Source organism: Methylopila capsulata (genome assembly GCF_016907975.1).
Classification (GTDB): domain Bacteria; phylum Pseudomonadota; class Alphaproteobacteria; order Rhizobiales; family Methylopilaceae; genus Methylopila; species Methylopila capsulata.
In genome coordinates this window covers 201883-220924 of record NZ_JAFBCY010000002.1, presented here as the reverse complement: position 1 = coordinate 220924, position 19042 = coordinate 201883, and the positions used below count along the sequence as shown (strand labels likewise).

General features: G+C 70.5%; 18 protein-coding genes. 7 read left to right on the top strand and 11 right to left on the bottom strand.

What is annotated here, in order from left to right; genetic code table 11:
* Positions 1-27 precede the first annotated feature (27 nt).
* Positions 28-630 carry a TetR/AcrR family transcriptional regulator gene (locus tag JOD31_RS06750; RefSeq protein ID WP_204949549.1) on the bottom strand — a complete coding sequence of 201 codons (603 nt, stop codon included), beginning with the start codon at positions 628-630 and terminating at the stop codon, positions 28-30.
* A 123-nt stretch (positions 631-753) separates the two neighbouring features.
* Positions 754-1896 (bottom strand): FMNH2-dependent alkanesulfonate monooxygenase, encoded by a 1143-nt coding sequence (gene ssuD / locus JOD31_RS06745; protein WP_204949548.1) that lies wholly within the window; start codon positions 1894-1896, stop codon positions 754-756.
* Positions 1897-2093: 197 nt separating this feature from the next.
* Between ssuD and JOD31_RS06740 the strand changes: the two genes are divergently transcribed.
* Genes JOD31_RS06740 through JOD31_RS06720 form a run of 5 tightly spaced genes read left to right on the top strand, consistent with a single transcriptional unit; the run spans position 2094 to position 7325 of the window.
* Positions 2094-2897, top strand: a complete 804-nt coding sequence (locus JOD31_RS06740) for a MetQ/NlpA family ABC transporter substrate-binding protein (RefSeq protein ID WP_204949547.1) — start codon at positions 2094-2096, stop codon at positions 2895-2897.
* Entirely contained in the window at positions 2897-4045 is a 1149-nt protein-coding gene (locus JOD31_RS06735) for a methionine ABC transporter ATP-binding protein (RefSeq protein ID WP_204949546.1), read from the top strand. Before JOD31_RS06740 ends, JOD31_RS06735 begins: the two co-directional genes overlap by 1 nt.
* Positions 4026-4679, top strand: coding sequence for a methionine ABC transporter permease (locus JOD31_RS06730; protein ID WP_204949545.1), 654 nt, complete (start codon positions 4026-4028; stop codon positions 4677-4679). Before JOD31_RS06735 ends, JOD31_RS06730 begins: the two co-directional genes overlap by 20 nt.
* Positions 4680-4690: 11 nt before the next feature.
* Positions 4691-6079, top strand: coding sequence for an LLM class flavin-dependent oxidoreductase (locus JOD31_RS06725; RefSeq protein ID WP_204949544.1), 1389 nt, complete (start codon positions 4691-4693; stop codon positions 6077-6079).
* A 13-nt stretch (positions 6080-6092) separates the two neighbouring features.
* Complete coding sequence (locus tag JOD31_RS06720; protein ID WP_204949543.1) at positions 6093-7325, top strand: acyl-CoA dehydrogenase family protein; 1233 nt, start codon at positions 6093-6095, stop codon at positions 7323-7325.
* A gap of 43 nt (positions 7326-7368) precedes the next feature.
* Here JOD31_RS06720 and JOD31_RS06715 read toward each other — a convergent pair whose 3' ends face one another.
* The 3 genes from JOD31_RS06715 to gudD form a co-directional block, all read right to left on the bottom strand.
* The gene (locus JOD31_RS06715) at positions 7369-8253 is read right to left on the bottom strand and encodes a 2-hydroxy-3-oxopropionate reductase (protein WP_204949542.1); all 885 of its coding nucleotides are present in this window, start codon (positions 8251-8253) and stop codon (positions 7369-7371) included.
* 126 nt (positions 8254-8379) lie between these two features.
* A complete protein-coding gene (locus tag JOD31_RS06710; RefSeq protein WP_204949541.1) occupies positions 8380-9147 on the bottom strand; it encodes an HpcH/HpaI aldolase family protein in 768 nt (255 codons plus the stop codon).
* 89 nt (positions 9148-9236) lie between these two features.
* The gene (gudD, locus tag JOD31_RS06705) at positions 9237-10571 is read right to left on the bottom strand and encodes a glucarate dehydratase (protein WP_204949540.1); all 1335 of its coding nucleotides are present in this window, start codon (positions 10569-10571) and stop codon (positions 9237-9239) included.
* Between the two features lie 451 nt (positions 10572-11022).
* On the opposite strand from gudD, the gene JOD31_RS06700 reads away from it, so the two are divergent.
* Positions 11023-12219, top strand: a complete 1197-nt coding sequence (locus tag JOD31_RS06700) for an L-talarate/galactarate dehydratase (RefSeq protein WP_204949539.1) — start codon at positions 11023-11025, stop codon at positions 12217-12219.
* Positions 12220-12233: 14 nt separating this feature from the next.
* Here JOD31_RS06700 and JOD31_RS06695 read toward each other — a convergent pair whose 3' ends face one another.
* The 6 genes from JOD31_RS06695 to JOD31_RS06670 all read right to left on the bottom strand — a co-directional run bounded on the left by JOD31_RS06695 (position 12234) and on the right by JOD31_RS06670 (position 17894).
* Positions 12234-13538, bottom strand: a complete 1305-nt coding sequence (locus tag JOD31_RS06695; RefSeq protein WP_204949538.1) for a type II toxin-antitoxin system HipA family toxin — start codon at positions 13536-13538, stop codon at positions 12234-12236.
* Positions 13538-13786 (bottom strand): helix-turn-helix domain-containing protein, encoded by a 249-nt coding sequence (locus tag JOD31_RS06690; RefSeq protein ID WP_204949537.1) that lies wholly within the window; start codon positions 13784-13786, stop codon positions 13538-13540. The genes JOD31_RS06695 and JOD31_RS06690 overlap by 1 nt, the downstream gene beginning before the upstream one ends.
* 142 nt (positions 13787-13928) lie before the next feature.
* Positions 13929-15428, bottom strand: coding sequence for a tripartite tricarboxylate transporter permease (locus tag JOD31_RS06685; protein WP_204949536.1), 1500 nt, complete (start codon positions 15426-15428; stop codon positions 13929-13931).
* A gap of 4 nt (positions 15429-15432) precedes the next feature.
* Positions 15433-15879: a tripartite tricarboxylate transporter TctB family protein gene (locus tag JOD31_RS06680; protein ID WP_204949535.1), complete on the bottom strand. Its 447-nt coding sequence runs from the start codon at positions 15877-15879 to the stop codon at positions 15433-15435.
* A gap of 4 nt (positions 15880-15883) precedes the next feature.
* A complete protein-coding gene (locus tag JOD31_RS06675) occupies positions 15884-16882 on the bottom strand; it encodes a Bug family tripartite tricarboxylate transporter substrate binding protein (RefSeq protein WP_204949534.1) in 999 nt (332 codons plus the stop codon).
* Positions 16883-16994: 112 nt separating this feature from the next.
* Complete coding sequence (locus JOD31_RS06670) at positions 16995-17894, bottom strand: LysR family transcriptional regulator (RefSeq protein WP_204949533.1); 900 nt, start codon at positions 17892-17894, stop codon at positions 16995-16997.
* A 147-nt stretch (positions 17895-18041) separates the two neighbouring features.
* On the opposite strand from JOD31_RS06670, the gene JOD31_RS06665 reads away from it, so the two are divergent.
* Positions 18042-19010: a Bug family tripartite tricarboxylate transporter substrate binding protein gene (locus tag JOD31_RS06665; protein ID WP_204949532.1), complete on the top strand. Its 969-nt coding sequence runs from the start codon at positions 18042-18044 to the stop codon at positions 19008-19010.
* The last annotated feature ends 32 nt before the right edge of the window (positions 19011-19042 follow it).

Sequence of the window (19042 nt, the reverse complement as noted above, 5' to 3'; positions counted from 1 at the left end):
TGAACTCGGCGGAAAAAGCGCGCCGGCTCAGGCCAGCGCCGGCTCCCGCATGGGGAGCGCGCGCAGCGCGATGTCGGCGACGCGATGGAGCTCGCAGCGCGTGGCGCCCGCCGCGGCCTTCACGGCCATGCCGAGACCGACCGACATGACGTAGCGCGCCCAGTCGGCGGGGTCCTCGTCGGCGGAAAACTCGCCTTCTGCCGCGGCCCGCTCCAGACGACGCCGCAGCGTCTCCTCGTTCAGGGAGCGGCGGGCGATCAGCTCCTGCCGGATCGTCTCCGCCTCGCCGCCGCCGGTGCAGACCGAGCTGTTGACGCCCATGCAGCCGGGCGGATGCATGGGATCGGTCAGCACGTCGGCGTAGCCGCGCAGAAGCTCGCCGATGGTGCCGCGCGCGGTCGGCGCCTCCATGGCCTGCGCCACGAAGCAGAGGTGCATCTGCTCGTAGCGGTCGAGCGTCTTGCGGAACAGCTCTTCCTTGTTGCCGTAGGTCGCGTAGAGGCTGGGGCGCGTGATGCCCATGGCCTCCGTCAGGTCGGTCAGCGACGCGCCCTCGAAGCCGCGGCGCCAGAACACCTGCAGCGCGGCGCAGAGCGCCTCGTCGACGTCGAATTCCTTGTGGCGGCCCATCTCCGGCATCCCAGTGTTTTTGTACCGGTTGATATAATACCCGCCGCCCTCCGCGTCGAGGCGCCGCGCCCTGCGGTCGGTCGATCCGAAATCACAAGGCGTTTCGCCAGTCGCGGCCTGCGCTCACGAGGTCGCGGCGCGCCTGTCCTGCGCGCGGACGCCGAACTCGCCGGCGATCGTGCCATGGGCGCCGCGGCGGGCGGGGCCGATCCCGAGCTCCGAGAACAGCAGCTCCGCGACCTTGTAGGACTCCTCGAGGTGCGGGTAGCCCGAGGCGATGATAGTGTCGATCCCGACCGCCTGATACTCGCGCAGCCGCTCGGCGACGGCCGCGGGATCGCCGACCAGCGCGGTTCCGGCGCCCTTGCGGACGAGCCCCAGGCCGGCCCAGAGGTTGGGCGCGATCTCGAGCCGGTCGCGCCGGCCGCCGTGGAGCGCCGTCATGCGCTGCTGGCCGACCGAGTCCGACTGCGCGACCTTGGCCTGCGTTGCGGCGATCGCCTCGTCGCTGACCTTGCTGATCAGCCTGTCCGCGGCGGCCCCGGCCTCCTCCGCCGTCTCGCGCACGATGAGGTGGATCCGCAGGCCGAAGCGCAGCGTGCGTCCGCGCCTGGCGGCCGCCGTCTTCACCCGCGCGATCTTCTCCGCGACCTGCTCCACCGGCTCGCCCCAGGAGAGGTAGACCTCGGTCTGGTCGGCCGCGAGGTCGATGGCGGCGTCCGAGGAGCCGCCGAACCACAGCGGCGGGTGCGGCGTCTGAACCGGCGGGAAGGCCAGCTCCGCGCCTTTCGCTGTCAGATGCCGTCCCTCGAAGTCGACCGTCTCGCCGGAGAGCATCCGCCGCCACACGGTGAGGAACTCGGCCGCCTGGTCGTAGCGGGCGTCGTGGTCGAGGAACACGCCGTCGCCGGCAAGCTCCGCCGCGTCGCCGCCCACCACCACGTTGAGCAGCAGGCGGCCGCCGCTGATCCGGTCGAGCGCCGCGGCCTGCCGCGCGGCGAAGGCGGGGCTCGTCACCCCCGGCCGCAGCGCCACGAGAAACTTGAGCCGCTCGGTCGCGGTCGCAAGCGCGGTCGCGACGATCCAGCTCTCCTCGCAGCCCTTGCCGGTCGGCAGCAGCACGCCCTCGAAACCGAGCCGGTCCACCGCCGTCGCGACCTCGCGCAGGTAGCCGTAGTCCGCAGGCCGGTGGCCCACGTCGGTTCCGACATAGGTCCCGTCGCCCTGGGTGGGGATGAACCAGAACAGGCTGAGCGGTTTGGTCATGAGCGTCGTCTCCGGTCGCGTCGCCCCGTCCGGCGAGGCGCGCGTGGCGCTTGATACCGCCTCCGGGCAGGACGTGCAAAATTATGTTGACTGAATTTATCGATTTAATGTCTTTTGAGCGAACCGCCACGTCGATCTGCGCGCGGCTCGCGCGCCGAACAGACTGCGCCCTCGCACCCTTCACCGGATCACGGACAATGACCCGCAGACTTTTCACAGCCGTCGTCCTGTTCGCCGCAGCCCTCGTCACGCCCGCCGCGGCCGCCGGGCTGAAGATCGGCGTGACGCCCGGCGCCTACGCGGATTCGGTCGCCGCCGCGGCCGAGGAGGCGAAGGCGCAGGGGCTGAACGTCGAGGTGGTGGAGTTCAGCGACTGGACGACGCCCAACGTCGCGCTCGAGGCCGGCGACATCGACGTCAACTACTTCCAGCACCAGCCGTTCCTGAACAACGCCGTCAAGCAGCGCGGCTACGCCTTCACCGACGCCGGCGTCGGAACGCTCGCGAACGTCGGGCTCTATTCGCTCCGCCACAAGAGCTTCGCGGAGATCCCGAACGGCGGGACGGTCGCGATCGCCAACGATCCGGTGAACCAGGGCCGCGGGCTGCTGCTGCTGGAGAAGGCGGGGCTGATCAAGCTGAAGGACGGCGTCGGCTTCCTCGGCACGCTGGACGACATCGTCGAGAACCCGAAGAAGCTCACCTTCACCGAGGTCGAGGGCCCGCAGCTCGTGCGGATCACCGCCGACGTCGACCTCGCGCTCGGCTACCCGCACTTCATCGTCGCCGCCAAGACCTTCGATCCGGGCTCCGCGCTGATCTACTCCGGCATCGAGGACCGGCAGTTCGCGATCCGCTTCGTGGTGAAGAAGGGGCGCGAGACCGACCCGGACATCCTCAAGTTCGTGGAGATCTATCACTCCTCTCCGAAGGTGCGCGAGGCGATCGGCAAGGCCTTCGCGAACAACCCGAAGCTCTACGCGATCGCGTGGGAAAAGTGATGGAGGCCCTCTTCGCCCGCGCGGACGCGGCGCCGCGGCCCCTCGCGGCCCCTCATTGGACGCCGAAGTTCGTCGAGCCGCTGATGTTCGACCGGAGCGCGGAGCGCGACCGGGCGGCCGGCGCGGGGTCGATCTCCTTCCGCGGCGTCTCCAAGATCTACGCGGAAGGCGCCGCGCCGGCGCTCGCCGGGATCGATCTGGCGATCGAGCCGGGCGAGATCTTCGGCGTCATCGGGCGCTCCGGCGCCGGCAAATCGACTCTGCTCCGCCTGATCAACCGGCTGGAGACGGCGACCGAGGGCCAGGTGCTCGTCGGCGGCGAGGACGTCGGCGCGCTGGACGAGGGCCGTCTGGTCGCGCTGCGCCGGCGCGTCGGCATGATCTTCCAGCACTTCAACCTGATGTCGGCGAAGACCGCGGCCGAGAACGTCGCGCTGCCGCTGGTCGTGGCCAAGCGTCCGCGCGCCGAGATCGAGACGCGCGTGCGTGAGGCGTTGGCGCTGGTCGGGCTGACCGACAAGCGCGACGCCTACCCCGCCCGCCTGTCCGGCGGTCAGAAGCAGCGGGTCGGCATCGCCCGCGCGCTGGTGGCGGGGCCCGACGTGCTGCTCTGCGACGAGGCGACCTCGGCGCTCGATCCCGAGAGCACGCAGTCGATCCTCGCCCTGCTCAAGGACATCAACCGCAGGCTCGGCCTGACCATCGTGCTCATCACCCACGAGATGAGCGTGATCCGCGAGGTCTGCGACCGGGTGCTCGTGCTGGACAAGGGCGCGATCGCCGAGGTCGGCCCGGTCTGGCGCGTGTTCGGCGAGCCGCGGCACGAGGCCACCCGCACGCTGCTGCGACCTCTGGCGCGAGGGCTTCCCGAGGACGTCGCCGCCCGCCTGCAGCCGCACCCCGCGCCGCAGGGCCGGAGCGACGCGATCGTCGAGCTCGCCTTCTCCGGCGAGGGCGAGCCGGACGTCGGCGCGCTCGCGGCGGCGCTCGGCGGGGCCAAGCCGCGCATCCTCTCGGCGCAGCTCGACCGCATCGGCGGCCACACCCAGGGGCGCCTGCTGCTCGCCGTGCGGCTCGCGGCCGCTCCCCAGCTTTCGGGCCTCGCGCCCTCGTCCAAGGTGCTCGGCTATGTCGCCGCAGATGATTGACCGCCTGCTGCACGGCCTGCTCGACACGCTGACCATGGTCGGCGCGTCGGCGCTGGTCGCGCTCGCGGCGGGCGTGCCGATCGCCGTGCTGCTGGTGATGACCGCGCCCGACGGGCTGTCGCCGGCGCCGCGGATCAACCGCGCGCTCGCCGCCGTGGTCAACGGCTTCCGGGCGACGCCCTTCATCGTGCTCTTGGTGGCGCTGCTGCCGCTGACCCGGCTCGTCACCGGCACCACCATCGGCGTCTGGGCGGCGATCGTGCCGCTGTCGATCTCGGCCACGCCGTTCTTCGCGCGCATCGCCGAGGTGTCGCTGCGCGAGGTCGACGCCGGGCTGATCGAGGCCGCGCAGGCCATGGGCTGCCGGCGGCGGCAGATCGTCCGCCATGTCCTGCTGCCCGAGGCGCTGCCCGGCATCGTCGGCGGCTTCACCATCACCGTCGTCACCATGATCGGCGCCTCCGCCATGGCGGGCGCAGTCGGCGCGGGCGGGCTCGGCGACCTCGCCATCCGCTACGGCTACCAGCGCTTCGACACCACGGTCATGGCGGCCGTCATTGTGGTGCTGATCGCGCTCGTCTGCGTGGTCCAGTTCGCCGGCGACCTCGTGGTCCGCCGCCTGAGCGCGCGCTAGGGGAGGGGCCGATGCCGAAGGAAATCCGCCTCAACGCCTTCGCCATGAACTGCGTCGGCCACCAGTCGCCCGGCCTCTGGCGCCATCCGCGCGACCGCTCCGGCGAGTTCAACCGGCTCGGCTACTGGACCGATCTCGCCAAGACGCTGGAGGCCGGGCTGTTCGACGGCCTGTTCCTGGCGGACGTGCTCGGGATCTACGACGTCTACGGCGGTTCGCCGGCGTCCGCGCTGCGGCATGGCACGCAGGTTCCGGCCAACGACCCGGCGTTGCTCGTGCCCGCCATGGCCGCGGTCACCGCGAACCTCGGCTTCGGCGTGACCTCGAACCTCTCCTACGAGCCGGCCTTTCCCTTCGCCCGCCGCATGTCGACGCTCGACCATCTCACCGAGGGCCGCGTGGGCTGGAACGTGGTGACCGGCTATCTCGACAGCGCCGCCCGCGCGGCGGGTGTTGCGCAACAGCGCGCCCACGACGACCGCTACGCCGTCGCCGACGAGTACATGGATGTCGTCTACGCGCTGTGGGAGCAGAGCTGGGACGACGACGCGGCGGTGCGCGACCGGGCGAGCGGCGTGTTCACGGATCCGGCGAAGGTGCGGGCCGTCGTCCATCGCGGCCCGCACTTCCAGCTCGACGCGGTGCATCTGTCCGAGCCTTCGCCCCAGCGCACGCCGGTGATCTACCAGGCCGGAACCTCTCCGAAGGGCCGCGCCTTCGCCGCCCGCCACGCCGAATGCGTGTTCCTCTCCGGCCCGAGCCCGCAGGCGATCGCCCCGCGCGTCGCCGACATCCGCCGCCTGGCCGCCCTCGCCGGGCGCGACCCCGCCGCCATCACGGTCTTCGCGCTCGCGACCGTCATCACGGGCCCGACCGACGCCGCGGCGGAGGCCAAGCTCGAGGACTACCGCCGTTACGTCAGTCCCGAAGGCGCGCTGACGCTGATGTCCGGCTGGACCGGCGTCGACTTCTCCGCCTACGCGCTCGACCAGGAGGTGCGGCACGTGGAGACCGAGGCCGGGCGCTCCGCCATGGAGAACGTCACCCGCGCCGACCTGTCCCGCGTCTGGACGGTGCGCGAGGTGGCCGAGCATGTGGGGATCGGCGGGGCGGGTCCCGTCTTCGTCGGTTCGGCCGCGACCGTCGCCGACCGGATGGAGGCCTGGATCGCGGCCACGGGCGTCGACGGCTTCAACCTCGCCTACGCCGTTGCGCCGGAGACGTTCGAGGACGTGGCGGAGCACCTCGTGCCCGAGCTGCAGCGCCGCGGCCGTTTCAAGCGGTCGTACCGATCGGGAACCCTCCGCGAGAAGCTCGGCGGTGCAGGCCCCCGCCTCGGCGCCGCGCATCCCGGCGCCGCCTTCCGGCGCGCCGGCGCAACAGTCGAAGCCGCCGAATGATCAGGAGACGCCCATGACCGCCGCCAGCCCCAACCTCCGCATCGTCGCGCCGCGTCTGCCCACGCCCGGCTCGCGCGAGCTTGCGGAGCTGCTCGCCGCCGTCGCGGAGGGCGCCTCCGAGCGCGACGCGACGCGCACGCTGCCGTTCGCCCAGATCGACCTGCTGCGGGCGGCGCGCTTCGGCGCGCTGCGGCTGCGAAAGGAGGAGGGCGGCGCCGGCCTCACGCTGCGCGAGCTGCTGTCGGTCGTGATCGAACTCGCGGCCGCCGATCCCAACGTCGCGCACATCGTCCGAAACCATTTTGGCTACGTCGAGCGCTTCGCGCTGCCTTCGACCGGCGACCGCCACCTCCGCTGGGCGCAGCTCGTGGCCGGCGGCGCGATCGTCGGGCTCGCGATGAACGAGATCAACGCGCGCAGCCTCGGCGGCACGAGCTTCGACACGCGGCTCGTCGCGCGCGGCGACGGCTTCACGCTGGCGGGCGTGAAGTACTTCAGCACCGGAAGCCTGTTCTCGGACTACGTGATGATCCGCGCGCAGGACGAGGCCGACCGCTTCGTCAGCGCGATCGTGCCCGCTGACCGGAAGGGCCTGACGCTCGAGGACGACTGGGACGGCCTCGGCCAGCGGCTGACCGGCACGGGGACGACCCGGCTCGACGACGTCCGCGTCGCGGCCGACGAGGTGATCTTCGACGACGAGAGCGAGGGCTTCGGCTTCGCCCGGCCCTACACCGGCTCCTACTCTCAGCTGTTCCTGACGGCGATCGTCGCCGGCATCCTGCGCAACGCCGCCGAGGACGCGGCGGAGCTGGTGCGGACCCGCAAGCGCTCGTTCTCCTTCGCGCCGGCCGAACACCCGGCGGACGACCCCATCCTGCAGCAGGCGGTGGGCGAGATCGCAAGCTCCGCCTTCGCGGCCGAAGCGGCGGTGCTGGCCGCGGCTGAGGCGCTCGACCGCGCCGTCGCCTCGCGCGTCGATGGGGCGCCAGACATCGACGCCGCGCACGCGGGCGCGCTCGCGGCGGCCAAGGCGAAGGTGGTGGTCGACGCGCTCGCGATCCGCGCGGGTTCGCAGGTGTTCGACGCCGGCGGCGCCTCCGCCACCAAGAAGAGCGCGAACCTCGACCGGCACTGGCGCAACGCCCGCACCCTGGCCTCGCACAACCCCGCCGCCTACAAGGCGCGCAGCGTGGGGCAGCACCTGATCTCGGGCGAGCGCCTGCCGCTCACCGGCTTCTACTGACGCCGCCGGCGGCCGGGCTCGACCGGCCGCCGCGGCGCGCCGCTCAGGCCTTGGCGATCTCGTGGTTCGCCATGATCTCCAGCGCCCTCGCCATGCCGGAGTGATCCCAGCCCGCGCCGCCGTTCGCGACGCAGACCGAGAACAGCTGCTGGGCGATCGCGGTCGCGGGCAGGCTGACGCCGAGCGCCTTGGCGCCTTCGAGCGCGAGGTTCAGGTCCTTCTGGTGCAGGGCGATCCGGAAGCCGGGGTCGAAGGTGCGCTTGATCATGCGCTCGCCGTGCAGCTCCAGGATGCGCGAGGTGGCGAGCCCGCCGGTGATCGCCTGACGCACCTTGGCCGGGTCCGCGCCGGCCTTGGAGGCGAACAGCAGCCCCTCGGCGACGGCTTCGATCGTCAGCGCCACGATGATCTGGTTCGCGACCTTCGCCACCTGGCCGGAGCCGACCGGGCCGACATGCGTCACGGCCTTGCCCATCAGGTCGAACAGCGGCTTCACGAGGTCGAAGTCGCTCTGCTCGCCGCCGACCATGATCGAGAGCGCCGCGTTCTTGGCGCCCACTTCGCCGCCGGAAACCGGCGCGTCCAGGTAGGACGCGCCCTTGGCGGCGACCTTCTCCGCGAAGGCCTTGGTGGCGATCGGCGAGATCGAGCTCATGTCGACCACGACCGTGCCGGCGGACAGGCCTTCCGCCACGCCGCCCTCTCCGAACAGCACGTGCTCGACGTCCGGCGTGTCCGGCAGCATCAGGATGACGACGTCGCTCTTCTCGGCGACCTCGGCGGCGGAGGCGCAGGGCTTGCCGCCGGCTGCGACCAGCTCGGCCGGAACCTCGCGCCGCGTCTTCAGGAACAGCGTGTGGCCGCCGGCGATGAGGTGGCCCGCCATGGGCTTGCCCATGATGCCGAGGCCGATGAATCCGATGTTCATGAGAGGTCTCCGGTCGGTGGATAGCTATGGCGAAACTGTGGACGCTTCGAGCGGTCTCTGGTCTTCACCTCTCCCCGGCGGGGAGAGGTGAAGGGACGTGGGCGCCCGTGACAGGCCGCGCCGTGATCAGCCCTGCTTGAAGCGCGTCGCCAGCGCCTCGGTGGTGCGGGCGAGGAGGCTCATGTCGGAGCCGACCGCGGTGAACAGCGAGCCGGCGGCGATGTAGCGCCGGGCGAGCGTCTCGTCGCCGGTGAGGATGCCGGGGGCAGCGCCCGCGGCGACGATGCGCTTCAGCGTGGCCTCGATGGTGGCGACCACGTCCTCGTGGCCCTGCCGGCCGATGTAGCCGAGGCTGGTGGACAGATCGCCGGGGCCGACGAAGACGCCGTCGACGCCCTCGACCGCCGCGATCTCCTCGAGGTTGTCCAGCGCGCGCTGGGACTCGATCTGGACGGTCACGAAGATCTGCTCCTCGCACAGCGAATGGTAGTTCGCCACGCGGCCGAAGCGGGCGGCGCGGGGCGCCTGGCTGAAGCCGCGGACGCCGCGCGGGGCGTAGCGGGTGGCGGCGACCGCGCGGGCGGCCTGGGCCGCGTCCTCGACGTTCGGGATCATCAGCGACAGGGCGCCGGCGTCGAGGATACGCTTGATGGTGATCGGGTCGTCGCTCGGCACCCGCACCATGGCCTGGGTCGGACCCTCCATGATCGCCTGCAGCTGGACGTAGACGTCCGCGAGGTCGTTCGGGGAGTGCTCCATGTCGAGCAGGATCCAGTCGAAGCCGGAGCCCGCGATCACCTCGGTCGAGATGTGGCTCGCGAGGCTCGACCACAGGCCGATCTGCTGGCGGCCGGCTTGGACCGCGGTCTTGAAGGTGTTCTGGGGGAGGTTCATCGCGCTTCGCCCTTCTGATTTCTTTCGGCTTTTCGGAGTTTCGCCGTCACGCCCGGGGAAGCCGGGCATGACGGAAGTGCGCGCATGGGTCAGCGCACCATTGCGGGGCGCTTGTTGTCGAAGGTCCAGCCGGGGATGAGGTGCTGCATCGCCGCCGCGTCGTCGCGGGCGCCGAGGCCGTGGGTCTTGTAGAGCTCGTGATGCTTTTCGACCTCGGCCCAGTCGATCTCGATCCCGAGGCCCGGCCGCTCCGGCACGGCCACAAGGCCGCCCTTGATCTGCAGCGGCTCCTTGGTCAGCCGCTCGCCGTCCTGCCAGATCCAGTGGGTGTCGATCGCGGTCACCCGGCCCGGCGCCGCGGCGGCGCAGTGGGTGAACATGGCGAGCGAGACGTCGAAGTGGTTGTTCGAGTGCGAGCCCCAGGTGAGGTCGTGGTCGCGGCAGAGCTGGGCGACGCGCACCGAGCCCGCGAGCGTCCAGAAGTGCGGGTCGGCGAGCGGGATGTCGACCGAGCCGAGCTGGATCGCGTGCCGCATCTGCCGCCAGTCGGTGGCGATCATGTTGGTCGCGGTCGGCAGGCCGGTCTCGCGGCGGAACTCGGCCATGATCTCGCGGCCCGAGAAGCCCTCTTCCGCGCCGCAGGGGTCTTCGGCGTAGGCGAGGATGTGGCCCTGGCCCTTGCAGACGCGGACCGCCTCCTTCAGCGACCAGGCGCCGTTGGGATCCAGCGTCACGCGCGCGTCGGGGAAGCGCTGCTTGATCGCAGTGACGGCGGCGATCTCGTCCTCGCCCGCGAACACGCCGCCCTTCAGCTTGAAGTCGTTGAAGCCGTACCGCGCGTGGGCTGCTTCCGCGAGCCGCGCAATGGCGTCGGGCGTCATCGCCTCCTCGTCGCGCAGGCGCATCCAGCCGTCGCCGCTCGCCGCGCGCCGGTAGGGCAGGGGCGTCCGGTCGGAGGGGCCGACGTAGAAGAGGTAGCCGAGCATCTCGACGGCGTCGCGCTGCTGGCCCTCGCCGAGCAGCGCCGCGACGGGCACGTTCAGATGTTGGCCGAGGAGGTCGAGGAAGGCGCTTTCGATCGCCGTCACGGCGTGGATCGTGATGCGCAGGTCGAAGGTCTGCAGGCCGCGGCCGCCCGAATCCCGGTCGGCGAAGGCCGCGCGCATGACGTTCAGCACGCCGTTCCAGCTTCCGATGGGCTTGCCGACGATCAGTTCGCGCGCGTCCTCCAGCGTCTGGCGGATGCGCTCGCCGCCGGGCACCTCGCCGAGGCCGGTGTGCCCGGCGCTGTCGGTGAGCGCGACGAGGTTGCGGGTGAAGAACGGGCCGTGCGCGCCGCTCAGGTTCATCAGCATGCTGTCGTGGCCGGCGACCGGCACGACGCGCATTTCGGTGACGACGGGCGTGTCGCTCGGTCCGGACATCTCGACTCCCTCGATCCGGCGTCTGGCGGCCGGTGCGAGGCCGACGTTAAGCCTCGGCGACGATGCCGGTCCAAGCCAAAGAGGGAATGGTTCGATGCGTCATGGGCATCGTGCAGGCGGTAATGAAGCCGCGACGCGCTCTCTCCCCCTCGTGGGGAGAGCGGGGGTGGCGGTGGCGCACATCGAACGCCGACGTTCGGCGTCGAGCGCTGCTTCTTCCAACTCCGGCTTATCCGGAACCACCCCCACCCCCTACCCCTTCCCGCAGGGGGGAGGGGAGACAGCGACGCCGTCGATGCCCCACCGCATGAAGTCAAACCTCGCATGAACCGATGCGCGCTCTGGATCAAAGAGGCGCGCCAGGACGCGGTATGGCTATCGTCGCGTCCCCCTCAGCGCGACGCCAAGACGGCCGCGCGCGAACGGCGGCCTCAACCCGAGGAGACCGCCCATGACCGCCCCGACGCCCGCGACGATCGCCGCAAACCCGCTGATGGCGCGCCTCGCGCCCGGCGAAGCCACCACCGACCGCATCGCCTGGGTGAAGCTCTCGCTTGCCGTCCTGCCGCTCAAAACCCCGATCAGCGACGCCAAGGTGCTGACCGGGCGGCAGAAGCCGCTGACCGAGGTCGCGATCCTGTTCTGCGAGATCGAGAGCGCCAACGGCGCCTTCGGCCACGGCTTCAGCTATTCGAAGCGCGCCGGCGGGCCGGGCATGTTCGCCCACGCCAAGGAGATCGCGAACAACCTCATTGGCGAGGACCCGAACGACATCGCGCGCCTCTGGGAGAAGCTCTGCTGGGCCGGCGCCTCGGTCGGCCGCTCAGGGCTGGCGGTCCAGGCGATCGCCGCCATGGACATCGCGCTCTGGGACATGAAGGCCAGGCGCGCGAACCTGCCGCTCGCCAAGCTCCTCGGCGCCCACCGGGACTCCGTGCGCGCCTACAACACCTCAGGCGGCTTCCTGTCGTCGCCGATCGAGGAGGTGCTGGAGAGCTGCGCCCGCCTGAAGGACAAGGGCATCGGCGGCGTGAAGATCAAGGTCGGCCAGCCCGACCCGATGGTGGACCTCGCCCGCGTGGAGGCCGTGCGCAAGCTGCTCGGCGACGCCTTCCCCGTCGCGGTCGACGCCAACCAGCAGTGGGACCGCCCGACCGCAGCCCGCGTCGGCCGCGCGCTCGAGCCCATGAACCTGTTCTGGATCGAGGAGCCGCTCGACGCCTACGACGCGGAGGGGCACGCCCGGCTCGCCGCCGCCCTCGACACGCCGATCGCGACCGGCGAGATGCTGACCTCCGTCGCCGAGCATTTTGAACTCATCCGCAACGACTCGGTCGACTTCATTCAGCCGGACGCCGGACGGGTGGGCGGCATCACCCAGTTCCTGAAGATCATGGCGCTCGCCGACTTCAAGGGCCTCAAGATGGCGCCCCATTTCGCCATGGAGATCCACCTCCACCTCTGCGCCGCCTACCCGCGCGAGCCGTGGGTGGAGCACTTCGACTGGCTGGAGCCGCTGTTCGACGAGACGCTCGAGATCCGCGACGGCCGCATGGTGGTGCCGAACCGCCCCGGCCTCGGCTTCACCATCAGCGACCAGGCCCGCGCCTGGACGGTCGCGACGCATGAGGAGGGGAAGCGGGGGTGAGAGGAGCGGACTTCTCAGACGGACAGCAGGTCCGCGCGGCGTCGGATCGCGCTCAGCACCGACGCGGTCAGCTCTTCCGGAAAGCCTGCGGGGAGTTTGTCGACGACCTCGGTCGCGAGGCGCAGGGCGTTCTCCGCGAGATCGTCGAGGATCGCGCGCATGATGGAGCCGCCGACGCCGGCTTCCGTCGCGGTCTCCAAGAAATGCCGCGGGGCGATGGTGTCGATGCGGTAGTGGCGGCTCTTGCCGGCGGACATCGCGAGCTTGAACTGGTTCCGTGTGATGAGACCCGCGTCTACTGTCGGCTGAGCTGTCAGCACGTCGTAGAGCGGCGTCATGCGGAAACGCCCGCCCGGCGCGAGGAAGATGCTGAAGTTCTTCGCGTGGCCGTCCGTCGCGCCTATCAGCCAGAAGGCGACCAGCGCCCGCAGGAACGTTGCGACGTCGTCCTGCGGCGTGTCGCTCGCCTTCATCAGGTCGACGACCTGCGCCGCGCCCGGCCCACCCTCGGATTGGTACTTGAGCGTCTGGGGCACGGAGAGCGCCTGGCAGATGTCCTCCTGCGGCAGGCGAAGGAGCTTTCCGTCGCTGCGCCAGTAGCGGTCGAACCGCTGGACGACCAGCGTGCGCCGTCCGCCGAACTCGGCGATCTCGGTTTCGGCGACGGGAAGGCCGAACGCGGCCATGAGCCTGAGGCAGAAATGCTCGTTCTCGACGCTGTGGGGAAAGTCGACGCCAAGCGTCCTCGGGCCGATCTCGGGCTTCAGGATGTGCGTGGTCGCCGTGGCGCCCACGGGCTTGAACCACTTGTCCCGGATGCGCAGCAGCGCCGTCTTCTCCTGCGCGCCGGCCAGCGAGATGCGGAAATCCCCGTCCGGGCCGACACCCAGCGGCGCCTGCCCCAGATTGGCGACAAGCCGGGCGACGTCGTCTTCGGTCATGGGCTCGGCATGAACCTCGCCTGCCGGACCAGGATCCTCGCCATCGGGCAGGAACTGCAACGCGCCGACGCAGTCGCGGCCGAGCGATCGGAGCAGGCTGTACGCGTCGATCCCAGTCGCGCCGACGCGCTCGGCGATGCGTGTCCGTAGCGCGAGGCTGTCCGGGAGCAGGTTGTCGAAGACGTTTGAGACCGCGTCGCCGACGTAGCGGTCCTCGCGCAGCAGGAGCGAGCGCGAGATGGGGAAGGCTGCCTCCCACTCCAGCCAGCTCTGCGCGTAGCGAAACTCGATCGCGCCGCTCGGCTCCCGCCGCAGCACACCCACATGCCGGCTGTTTAGAAAGACGTTGAGCGGAACACTGGCGGGGCGCCGCGCCATCAGAACAGGTCCACGATGCTTTTCGTGGTCGAGCGCGGGCGCACGACGACTTCGAGCCCAAGTGCGCTCAACACTTCCATGACCGTCTGGAGCTGAACCGCGGGCTCCCCGGCCTCGAGCCGCGAGATCGTCGCCTGCCGAAGGTGGACCCGTTCGCCGAGAGCGCTTTGCGTCAGGCCAGCGGCTCGGCGACGCCGCCTCAGGATCGAGCCGAGCTGTTCTTCCGTGCGGGCGATGTCTTCGGCCATAGCCGAGAGCATACGCGATAACGCATAAAACAACAATATGCGCTTTAGCGTATAAGAATATATTATACGGATATGCGTATAAAAATAAATTATGCGCATATCCGTATAGCCGTCGGGGCGGAGAGGCCGTCAAAGCCAGCCCCTACTCCACCAGCGCCTCTTCGCGCTTGCGGGCGATCTTCGGCGAGCACATCGCGATCAGCAGCAGGGCGACGATGGCGAGGATCACGGCGCTGATCGGCGAGGTGACGAACACGGTCACGTCGCCGTCGGCCAATAGCATGGCGCGGCGGAAGTTCTCCTCGAGCTGTGGTCCGAGCACGAGGCCGAGCAGCAGCGGCGCGGGCTCCACGCCGACCTTGATGAAGAAGTAGCCGATCGCCGCGCAGCCCAGCATCAGCCAGACGTTGAACATCGAGTTCGAGATGCCGTAGGCGCCGATGCAGCAGAACAGCACGATCGCCGGGAACATCAGCCGGTAGGGGATCTTCAGCATCGAGATCCAGATGCCGATCATCGGCAGGTTGATGACCAGCAGCATCAGGTTGCCGGTCCACATGCTGGCGATCAGGCCCCAGACCAGCGCCGGCTGCTCGGTCATGATCTGCGGGCCGGGTTGGATGCCGTGCATCATCAGCGCGCCGATCATCAGCGCCATCAGCGCGTTCGACGGGATGCCCAGCGTCAGCAGCGGGATGAAGCTGGTCTGCGCGCCGGCGTTGTTGGCCGCCTCCGGCCCCGCCACGCCCTCGATCGCGCCGTGGCCGAAGCGCGAGGGATCCTTCGCGAACTTCTTCTCCAGCGCGTAAGCCGTGAAGGGCGGCAGCGCCGCGCCGCCGCCGGGCAGCACGCCGAGGAACGAGCCGATCGCGGTGCCCCGCGCCATGGCGGGGAAGGCCTGGCGGAGATCCGCCCAGCTCGGCATCAGGCTGCCGACCTTCTGCGCCACCACGCGGCGTTCGGGCGACCGCTCGAGGTTCGCGATGATCTCGCCGAGGCCGAACAGCCCCATGGCGACGGGGACGAAATCCAGCCCGTCCGCGAGGTTCGGGATGCCGAAGGTCATGCGCGAGGCGCCGGAAGAGACGTCGATGCCGACGATCCCGAGGATCAGCCCCAGCACGATCATGGCGAGCGCCTTGGCGACCGAGCCGTGGGCGAGCACGACCGCGGCGATCAGGCCGAGCACCAGCAGGGAGAAGTACTCCACCGCCGTGAACTTGAGCGCCAGCGCGGCGAGCGGGATCGCGAGCAGCGCGATGACGATGGTCGCCACGGTGCCGGCGAAGAAGGAGGAGAGCGCGGCGATCGCGAGCGCGTGGCCGGCGCGGCCCTTCTTCGCCATCTGGTGGCCGTCGATGCAGGTGACGACCGACGAGGTCTCGCCCGGCACGTTGACCAGGATCGCCGTGGTCGAGCCGCCGTACTGCGCGCCGTAGAAGATGCCGGCCAGCATGATGAAGGCGGTCGCCGGCTCCAGCCCGAAGGTGAAGGGCAGCAGCAGCGCGACGGTCGGGATCGGCCCGATGCCGGGCAGCACGCCGATCGCGGTGCCGATCAGGACGCCGAACAGGCAGTAGAGCAGGTTCTGCGGCTCGACCGCGACCTGAAGGCCGAGGAACAGGCTGTCGAAAAGCTCCATGCCGTCACCAGGGCCAGGCGGGAATGGGGAGCGCCAACGCCGTCACGAACAGCAGCACGGAGGCCGCAGCCAGAGCGATCGCGAACAGGATCGCTTCCACGGGCCGGGTCTCGTCGCTGCCGGCGGCGGCGACCAGCACCGTCGCGACGGCGGCGACCGCGAGGCCCGCCTTCAGCCCAAGCAGGGCGAAGGCCGCGATCGCGCCGAGCACCGCCACGAAGGGGCGCAGGCGCGGACGCTCGATCGGCTCGCCGCCGCGGCTGAAGCCGCGCGCGGCGAAGAACAGGCCGAAGGCCATCGCGATCCCGGCCAGCGCCCGCGGCATGAAGCCCGGCCCCATGTCCGCCGGCGAACCGAAGCTCAGCGTCCGCGTCGCGTAGAACACGAGCGCGGCGACGGCGATGAGGAAGACGCCGAACAGCGCGTCCTGCAGGTCGAAGCGGGAGGTCACGGCCTCACTGGCCCTTGATCCCGGCGTCGGCGATGATCTTGCCCCAGCTCTCGGTGTTGGTCGCGAGCCAGGTCTTGAGGTCGTCCGCCGGTCCGCCGACTACGCGGCCGCCCTGCTGCTTGATGCGCTCGATCACCTCGGGGCGCTTCAGCGCCTCGTTCACCGCGGCGTTCACCGCGGCGATCTTCTCCGGCGGCGAGCCGGCGGTGGTCAGCAGGCCCTGCCACGAGCCGACGTCGGGCTGCGGCAGCTTCGCCTCCTTGAAGGTCGGGAGCTCCGGCGCGGCGGCGACCCGCTCGTCGCCCGTCACCGCGAGGCCCTTGAGCTGGCCGTTGGTCACGAAGGGCAGCGTCGCGGTGGCGCCGTTGATGATCACCTTGCTCTCGCCGGAGACCACGGCCTGGGTCGCGGCCGCCCCGCCCTTGTAGGGCACGGTCTTCCACTGGATGCCGAGCTCCTTCGCGAGCGCGACGGCGGTGATGTGGTTGACGCCGCCGATGCCTGAGTTCGCGACCGCGAGCTTGCCGGGGTTGGCCTTGGCGTAGGCGAGAAGGCTCGCGACGTCGGTCACGCCCTCGAGCTTCGGGCTGACCGCGAGCACATAGGGCGAGAACATCACCATCGTCACCGGCGCGAGGTCCTCGAGCGGCTTGTAGGTGAGGTCGGCGAACAGGCCCGGGGCCGAGGCCACGGTGCCGACGTCGGTCAGCAGGTAGGTCTGCCCGTCCTTGTCGGCCTTGGCGACGGCGTCGGCGCCGATGTTTCCCGCCGCGCCCGGCTTGTTCTCGACCACGACCGGCTGGCCGACCTTCTCCTGCAGGAGCGGGGCGATGATCCGGGCGAGGGTGTCCGAGGTGCCGCCCGGCGCGTAGGGCACGATGAGGCGGACCGGTCGATCGAAGGTCTGCGCCGCGGCTGGCGCTGCGGCGGTGACGCCGAGAAGGGCCGCGCCGGCGAGGCCGAGCGCGATGCGGCGGGTGAGCGGCGTCGCTGCGAACGTCATGGGAGTCCTCCTTGGATCCGCTTTGCGCGGGTTATTTGGAGGCGAGGGTCCCAGCGCGCGTCGTTGCTGTCCAAGACAAACACGGCATCGATTGATGTCGCCTGCGCATCGTTCAGCCGTCGAGCGGGGGCGCCTGGCGCAGGATCACCTCGAGCGCGCGCTCCGCGGCGGGGTTTTCCTGGTCGGTTCTCCAGACCGCCGCGAGCTGCGCCATGCCTCCGCCGGGGGATCGGATCGGGCGGTGGACGACGCCGTCGAACCGCAGCTTCGCCGCCGCCTCCGGCACCAGCGCGAGGCCGAGGCCGATGCGGACCAGCGCCAGCACCGAATGGATCTGGCTGACGTGCTGGGTGATCGTCGGCTGCACGCCGGCCGCGCCGAACAGGCTGAGCACAAGGTCGTGGAAGTAGCGCGCCTCGAATGGCGAGTAGCTGATCACCGGCTCGTCGCCGAGGTCGTGCAGGTCGATCACCTCGCGCTCGGCCATGGGGTGGCCGGCGGGCAGCGCGAGGATCATCGGCTCCCGCAGCACGATCCGCGAGCGGAAGGTCGCGCGGCGGACCGGCGGCCGCACCAGCGCGATGTCGAGGCGGCCGGAGGCGAGGGCGTCGAGCTGCGCCGAGGTCACGGCCTCGCGCAGCACGAGGTCGATGTTCGCAAGCTCGGCGCGCAGCTCGCGCACGATGCGGGGCAGGAAGTCGTAGCCGGAGGCGGCGGTGAAGCCGATCGTCACGGTCCCGGCCTCGCCCACGCCGATGCGCCGGATCGACATCGCCGCGCCTTCGGCGAGCTGCAGCAGGCGGCGCGCCTCCGGCAGGAAGGCCCGGCCCGAGGGAGTGAGGGCCACCCGTCGGTTCGAGCGCTCGAACAGCTTCGCCTCGAGCAGGTGCTCAAGCAGCTGGATCTGACGGCTGAGGGGCGGCTGCGTCATGTTCAGCCGCCGCGCCGCGCGCCCGAAATGCAGCTCCTCGGCCACCGCCACGAAACAGCGCAGATGGGTGAACTCGAACATGGGGCCGCCGCCAAACGATGCGCCAACGGCATCAGACGATGCCGCATCTGGTTTAGACCGGCATCGACGCCCCCGCTAGCGTCTCCCTTCGGCAGCGGCGCCGCCAGAGCGCCCACCCCAGGGAACGCCTGACAGGAGACGCGCCTCATGCGCATCGTTCGAGCTTTCTGCGCCGCCGCGGCGATCGTCGCCGCCGCGGTCCCGGCCTTCGCGGCCGGCTATCCCGAGCGTCCGATCACCGTGGTCGTGCCGTTCCCGCCGGGCGGCGGGTCGGACGTCGCGGCGCGCATCGTCTCGGCGGAAGCCGAGAAGAGCATCGGGACGAACATGATCGTCGAAAACCGCCCGGGCGCGACCGGCAACATGGGCGCGGCCGCCGTCGCCCGCGCGGCGCCGGACGGCTACACCATCCTCTGCGCCGCGCTGTCGGTGTGGTCGATCAACCCCGCGCTGTTCAAGGGCCTGACCTACGACGCCGCCAAGGACTTCGACCTGCTCACCGTCGCCGTGCGCACGCCGAACGTGCTTGTGGTGCGGAAGGACTTTCCCGCGAACACCGTCGCCGAGTTCGTGGCCTATCTGAAGGCCAACCCGGAGAAGGTCTCGTTCGCAAGCTCCGGCTCCGGCTCCTCGGACCACCTGACGGCCGAGCTGTTCTGGCAGAAGACCGGAACCCACGGGAACCACATCCCCTACAAGGGCGGCGGGCCCGCCATCGTCGACCTCGTCGGCGGGCAGACCGACGCCTCGTTCCAGAACCTTGGCGTGATCTCCCCGCAGATCTCCTCCGGCAAGGTCAAGGCGCTGGCCGTCACCAGCGACGAGCGCCACGCCATGCTGCCGGACGTTCCGACGCTGAAGGAGCAGGGCGTCGAGGGCGTCGACGTCTACTCCTGGCAGGCCTTCGGCGCGCCGAAGGGCCTCGATCCGGCCGTCCGCGCCAAGCTCGAGACCGCGCTGACGACCGCGCTGCGCGCCGACGCGGTGAAGGCTGCCTTCGCCAAGACCGGCTTCGACGTGGTGGCGAACACCGGCAAGGAGTTCGAGGCGTTCCAGGCCAAGGAGATCGCCCGCTGGAAGCAGGTGGTGGCGGAAGGCGCCATCCCCTCGCCGTAAGGAGGGCGCCGCGTCAGGCGGGAGAGACCCTC

Coding starts and splice junctions, on each gene's coding strand:
- JOD31_RS06750 (WP_204949549.1), bottom strand. CDS start 630: ATGGGCCGCCACAAGGAATTCGACGTCGACGAGGCGCTCTGCGCCGCG.
- ssuD (WP_204949548.1), bottom strand. CDS start 1,896: ATGACCAAACCGCTCAGCCTGTTCTGGTTCATCCCCACCCAGGGCGAC.
- JOD31_RS06740 (WP_204949547.1), top strand. CDS start 2,094: ATGACCCGCAGACTTTTCACAGCCGTCGTCCTGTTCGCCGCAGCCCTC.
- JOD31_RS06735 (WP_204949546.1), top strand. CDS start 2,897: ATGGAGGCCCTCTTCGCCCGCGCGGACGCGGCGCCGCGGCCCCTCGCG.
- JOD31_RS06730 (WP_204949545.1), top strand. CDS start 4,026: ATGTCGCCGCAGATGATTGACCGCCTGCTGCACGGCCTGCTCGACACG.
- JOD31_RS06725 (WP_204949544.1), top strand. CDS start 4,691: ATGCCGAAGGAAATCCGCCTCAACGCCTTCGCCATGAACTGCGTCGGC.
- JOD31_RS06720 (WP_204949543.1), top strand. CDS start 6,093: ATGACCGCCGCCAGCCCCAACCTCCGCATCGTCGCGCCGCGTCTGCCC.
- JOD31_RS06715 (WP_204949542.1), bottom strand. CDS start 8,253: ATGAACATCGGATTCATCGGCCTCGGCATCATGGGCAAGCCCATGGCG.
- JOD31_RS06710 (WP_204949541.1), bottom strand. CDS start 9,147: ATGAACCTCCCCCAGAACACCTTCAAGACCGCGGTCCAAGCCGGCCGC.
- gudD (WP_204949540.1), bottom strand. CDS start 10,571: ATGTCCGGACCGAGCGACACGCCCGTCGTCACCGAAATGCGCGTCGTG.
- JOD31_RS06700 (WP_204949539.1), top strand. CDS start 11,023: ATGACCGCCCCGACGCCCGCGACGATCGCCGCAAACCCGCTGATGGCG.
- JOD31_RS06695 (WP_204949538.1), bottom strand. CDS start 13,538: ATGGCGCGGCGCCCCGCCAGTGTTCCGCTCAACGTCTTTCTAAACAGC.
- JOD31_RS06690 (WP_204949537.1), bottom strand. CDS start 13,786: ATGGCCGAAGACATCGCCCGCACGGAAGAACAGCTCGGCTCGATCCTG.
- JOD31_RS06685 (WP_204949536.1), bottom strand. CDS start 15,428: ATGGAGCTTTTCGACAGCCTGTTCCTCGGCCTTCAGGTCGCGGTCGAG.
- JOD31_RS06675 (WP_204949534.1), bottom strand. CDS start 16,882: ATGACGTTCGCAGCGACGCCGCTCACCCGCCGCATCGCGCTCGGCCTC.
- JOD31_RS06670 (WP_204949533.1), bottom strand. CDS start 17,894: ATGTTCGAGTTCACCCATCTGCGCTGTTTCGTGGCGGTGGCCGAGGAG.
- JOD31_RS06665 (WP_204949532.1), top strand. CDS start 18,042: ATGCGCATCGTTCGAGCTTTCTGCGCCGCCGCGGCGATCGTCGCCGCC.